Annotated in this window: 5 protein-coding genes and 1 pseudogene; 2 read left to right on the top strand and 4 right to left on the bottom strand. The window is 72.1% G+C overall.

Annotated elements, in window-relative coordinates; translation table 11 throughout:
* The coding region (locus ACFR9S_RS14415) for a GNAT family N-acetyltransferase (protein WP_379818935.1) at positions 1 to 1,325 on the top strand (1,325 nt) is incomplete at its 5' end.
* Here the strand turns inward: ACFR9S_RS14415 and ACFR9S_RS14420 are convergent.
* Positions 1,322 to 1,693 (bottom strand): 4Fe-4S dicluster domain-containing protein, encoded by a 372-nt coding sequence (locus ACFR9S_RS14420; RefSeq protein WP_379732613.1) that lies wholly within the window; start codon positions 1,691 to 1,693, stop codon positions 1,322 to 1,324. The genes ACFR9S_RS14415 and ACFR9S_RS14420 overlap by 4 nt on opposite strands.
* Before the next feature lie 81 nt (positions 1,694 to 1,774).
* Between ACFR9S_RS14420 and ACFR9S_RS14425 the strand changes: the two genes are divergently transcribed.
* The gene (locus tag ACFR9S_RS14425; RefSeq protein WP_379818936.1) at positions 1,775 to 2,260 is read left to right on the top strand and encodes a DUF456 domain-containing protein; all 486 of its coding nucleotides are present in this window, start codon (positions 1,775 to 1,777) and stop codon (positions 2,258 to 2,260) included.
* Here ACFR9S_RS14425 and ACFR9S_RS14430 read toward each other — a convergent pair.
* The 3 genes and pseudogenes from ACFR9S_RS14430 to ACFR9S_RS14440 all read right to left on the bottom strand — a co-directional run.
* On the bottom strand, positions 2,233 to 2,679 hold the full coding sequence (locus tag ACFR9S_RS14430) for an alpha/beta fold hydrolase (protein ID WP_379818937.1): 447 nt from the start codon (positions 2,677 to 2,679) through the stop codon (positions 2,233 to 2,235). The genes ACFR9S_RS14425 and ACFR9S_RS14430 overlap by 28 nt on opposite strands.
* A 38-nt stretch (positions 2,680 to 2,717) precedes the next feature.
* A pseudogene (locus ACFR9S_RS14435) lies at positions 2,718 to 3,095 on the bottom strand (alpha/beta fold hydrolase); the annotation flags it as partial.
* A gap of 41 nt (positions 3,096 to 3,136) precedes the next feature.
* Positions 3,137 to 3,337: amidase family protein (locus ACFR9S_RS14440; RefSeq protein ID WP_379818938.1), on the bottom strand; the 201-nt coding region annotated here is incomplete at its 5' end.

A 3,337-nucleotide genomic window follows, 5' to 3' on the forward strand; every position in this document is an offset into this window, starting at 1 on the left:
CGCTCCCAGTCTCGCTGCTCGAACGCTTCCTCGACGGTCCGCCGGCCGCCTTCTGCACCACCGTCCACGGCTACGAGGGGGCGGGTCGGAGCTTCGACGTGCGCTTCCGCGGGAGCCTCGCGGACTCGGACCGCGACGTGACCGACGCCCGCCTCGACGAGCCGATCCGCTACGCCGCCGGCGATCCCGTGGAGTCGTGGGCGTTCCGCGCGCTGCTGCTCGACGCCCGGCCCCCGGTCGACCAGTTGGTCGCCGACGCGACGCCCGAATCAGTCGAGTACGAGACGCTCTCCCCCGAACGGCTGCTCGCGGACGAGCACTTGCTCCGGGAGGCGTTCGGCCTGCTCGTGCTCGCTCACTACCGGACCGAACCCGACGACCTCGCACGCCTGCTCGACGCGCCGAACCTCACCTGTCGCGCGCTGCTGCACGAGGGCCGGGTCGTCAGCGTCGCCCTCCTCGCCCGCGAGGGCGGTCTGCGCGAGGAGACGCGGGAGCGCGTCTACCGCGGCGACCGAATCCGCGGAAACATGCTGCCGGACGTGTTCACCAGCCAGCTCCGCGACCGCGAGGGCGGCGTTGCGGTCGGTTACCGCGTGATGCGGATCGCGACCCACCACGCGGTTCGGTCCGGCGGCCTCGGCTCGCGGCTGCTCTCGGCGATCGAGGCGGAGTTCCGCGAGGACGGGGGCCGCGATGCTGACCTGCGGGGGGAGCGCGTCGATTACTTGGGCGTCGGCTACGGCGCCACGCCCGAACTCCTCGACTTCTGGCGGGAGAACGGCTACCGGACGGTCCACCTCTCGACGACGAAGAACGACGCCAGCGGCGAGCACTCCGCGTTGATGGTGCGACCGCTCACCGATTCCGGGGCCGACCTCGCTGCCCGGCACGCCGAGTGGTTCCGCGAGCGCGCGCCGGGCGTGCTCGCTGGACCGCTCTCGGATGTCGACCCGGACGTGATCCGCGGGGCGCTGCGGGCGGTCGACGACAGCGCGCTGCCGGAAGAACCGGCCCTCTCAGAGCGCGACTGGCGTGTCGTCGTCGACGCCGCCAACGGGATGGGGAGCTACCACGCCGCGCCGGCGGCGTTCACGGAACTGGCGCTGCGGGAGCTAATCCTCGGCGCGGCGGGGTTGGATTCGGATGAAGAGCGACTACTCGTCGAGAAAGTGCTGCAGAACCGCGAGTGGGACGACGTGGCCGTGGATCTCGACAGGGTGTCGACCCGGATGACGATGCGCGCGTTCGGCGACGCCTGCGAGCCGCTGGTGGAGACGTACGGGACCGAGACGGCGAAGGAGCACCGCGCGTACTGGGACTAAAGCCCGCCGCCGCCAGCGCGGCTGGCGTCCACGTCGATCGCGTCGACCGGGCAGACGTCGACACAGAGCATGCAGTCGATGCACTGGTCCTCGAACGTCGGCTCGACCTTGCGCTCGCTCTCGGGGTGGTCGGGCGTGTCGACCCAGGTGAACACGTCGACCGGGCAGTCCTCCAGACAGGTGCCGTCGGCGATACAGAGGTCGTAGTCGACGGCGACGTGGGTGCCGTGGATGCCGAGTTGCTCCGGCGGGTCGACGGGTCCCCAGACCGCGACGGCGGCCTCATCTTGGTCCTCGCCGCTTGCGGCCGCCGCCTCCTCGCCCTCGACGCGCTCGCGGTTGCTGTCGAAGTTGGGGTCGATGGGCATAGCCGGAGTTCCCCCTCTCGACGTAAGTATCCGCTGGTGCGCCCGCCGGGATTCTTGTGCGCCGGCCGCGTTCGCCCGAACATGATCGACGCCGTGACCGCGGTCGCGCTGGCGCTGCTCGTCGGCGCCGTCGTCGCGAGCGTCGTGCCGGGCGTCCCCTCGGGACTGCTCGCGCTCGCTGGCGTGTACGTCGAGTACGTCTTCGGTCCCAGCCGGATGGGGATCTGGCTGCTCCTGAGCTTCACCGTCGTCGGGATCCTCACGATCGTGGTCGACCTGTTCGGCGGCGCGATCACGGGCAGGGCCAAGGGTGCGCGCACGACGACGACGCTGCTCGCCGCGGCCGCGGGGCTGGTGCTCTTTTTCGTCTTCGGCCCGCTCGGCGTGCTGCTGGGGCTGTTCGGCACGGTGTTCGCGCTGGAGATCCGCCGCGCCGACCGCGAGTTCGAGCAGGCGTGGGAGAACGCGCTCTGGGCGACGGTCGGGATGCTGGCCTCCGGCGTCGCGGTGTTCCTGCTCGCCGCGTCGATGCTCGCGGGCTACGTCGTGTTCGTGCTCTGGCTCTGACAGCCGCGCAGGAACGCCCGAAGCTCCCGCATCGCGGCGTCGTACTGGCTCTGGAACACCGCGTGACTGGCGTCGGGGACGTGGACGAGCCGCCCGTTCGGGAGCGCCTCGGCGGCGTCCAGATCCGTCCGGCGGCGTTCCGGTTCAGCGTCGGCCCGCAGCACCAGCGTCGGCGCGTCGATCTCGGGGAACAGTTCGGTGACGTACGCCTCCTCGGGGTAGCCTTCGCGGGCGATCTCGGCGATTACGGGGCTGCACTCGACGGCCGCCTCGGCCTCCCGGCGGGGCTGGCCGGGCGCGGCGTCGAGGTACTCCTCGGGCAGTTCTTCGGCGTTCTCCTCGGCGATCGCGTCGACCCCGCGTTCCTCCCACTCGGCGACCTGCTCGCGGACGAACGCCGCGCGCTCGTCGGGTCCCATCGGCGCCGGCTCGCCGGTGAACCCCGCCGGATCGACGAGGACGGCGCCGGCGATCCGATCCGGCGCCTCGGCCGCGGCGGCGGNNCGCGGGCGGCCACCGTCGCCCCGCCCATCGAGTGGCCCATCACCACCGGCTCCGACAGCGAGAGCGCGTCGAGCAGCCCGAGGAGGTCGGCCGCACGGTCGTCGACGGTGTAGCCGGTCTCGGGCGCCGCCGACCGCCCGTGTCCTCTGGCGTCGTAGCTGACGACCGTGTGGGTGGTTGCGAGGTCGTCGATCAGGCGGCGACGGCTCCGGCCGTTACCGTAGAAGCCGTGGGCGTAGACGATCGGCGGTCCCTCGCCAGTCCGGTAGTAGCGGAGGTCGACGCCGTTGGCCGCGACGGTGCCGGTCTCCCAGTCCGACGGTAGATCCATGCCCCGGCGTCGGCCCAGCGGCGAAAAAATCCGCCGACTTCTCAGTGGAGCACGCACTCGATCGACGCCGCGGCCCGGAGCAGGAACCCGTCCGCTCCCGGCGGGCCGACCAACTGCAGCCCCACGGGCCGGCCCTCGACCTCGCCGCAGGGGACCGACACCGCGGGCGCGCCGGTGGCGTTGAACGGCGCGGTGTTCTCGACGGTATCGAGCACCGACACGCCGCCCCTGCCCGGCACGGC

It is taken from the genome of Halolamina salina (genome assembly GCF_042678005.1).
Taxonomy (GTDB): Archaea; Halobacteriota; Halobacteria; order Halobacteriales; family Haloferacaceae; genus Halolamina; species Halolamina salina.